Here is a 1,104-nt window from a genome sequence, read left to right as displayed (position 1 = left end):
ATGGAGTTAACTCGTGTGAAATGCCGATCGGGCGCGCCGCCCCCGGGGGCGGCCCCCCCCCCGGGGCGCCGCCACCGGCGACCGCTGCGGCCGACGACCCGATCGCGGTCGTGGCCATGGCGTGCCGCTACGCCGGGGACGTCCGCGACGCCGACGAGCTGTGGCGCCTGGTCGCCGGCGGGGTCGACGCGGTCGGCCCGTTCCCGGCCGACCGCGGCTGGGTCACCGACCAGCGCTACCCCGAGATCGGCGGCTTCCTCCGCGACGCGGCCGGGTTCGACGCCGGCCTGTTCGGCATCAGCCCGCGCGAGGCCCTGGCGATGGACCCGCAGCAGCGGGTGCTGCTCGAGGTCGCGTGGGAGGCGTTCGAGCGGGCCGGGCTGAGCCTGCCGCAGCTGCGCGACAGCCGCACCGGCGTCTACGCGGGCGTCATCGGGCAGGAGTACGGCGCCGGGGCCACCCCGTCGGAGGAGCTGGAGGGGTACCTGCTCGCCGGGCGCAACACGTCCGTCGCGTCAGGCCGCATCGCCTACACGTTCGGCCTGCTCGGCGCGGCGGTCACCGTCGACACCGCCTGCTCCTCGTCGCTGGTCGCGATCCACCTGGCCGCCCAGGCCCTGCGCCGCGGCGAGTGCGACCTCGCGCTGGCCGGCGGCGTCACCGTCATCGCCACCCCCACGGTGTTCGAGCAGTTCCGGGCGCTGCGCGGGCTCGCCGCCGACGGGCGCTGCAAGCCCTTCGCGGCGGCCGCGGACGGCACCGGCTTCGGCGAGGGCGCCGGCCTGCTGGTGCTGCAGCGGCTGTCGGACGCGACCGCGCAGGGCCGCCGGGTCCTCGCGGTGATCCGCGGCTCGGCGGTCAACCAGGACGGTGCCAGCAACGGCCTGACCGCCCCGAACGGCCTGGCCCAGGAGGCGGTGATCCGCGGCGCCCTCACCGACGCCGGGCTGTCCACTGCGGACGTCGACGTGGTCGAGGCGCACGGCACGGGCACGAAGCTCGGCGACCCGATCGAGGCCATCGCGCTGCTGAACACCTACGGCCGGGACCGGACCCCCGACCGGCCGCTGCAACTGGGCTCGATCAAGTCGAACATCGGCCACA

1 pseudogene is annotated in these 1,104 nt (G+C 76.1%); it reads left to right on the top strand.

The features are described from left to right. Window positions 1-89: 89 nt before the first annotated feature. A pseudogene (locus ABZS66_RS61805) lies at window positions 90-1,104 on the top strand (polyketide synthase); the annotation flags it as partial.

The organism is Dactylosporangium sp. NPDC005572, assembly GCF_040605515.1.
Classification (GTDB): domain Bacteria; phylum Actinomycetota; class Actinomycetes; order Mycobacteriales; family Micromonosporaceae; genus Dactylosporangium.
Note: the sequence above shows the minus strand (reverse complement) of the source record. Positions and strands in the feature narration are given on the sequence as shown.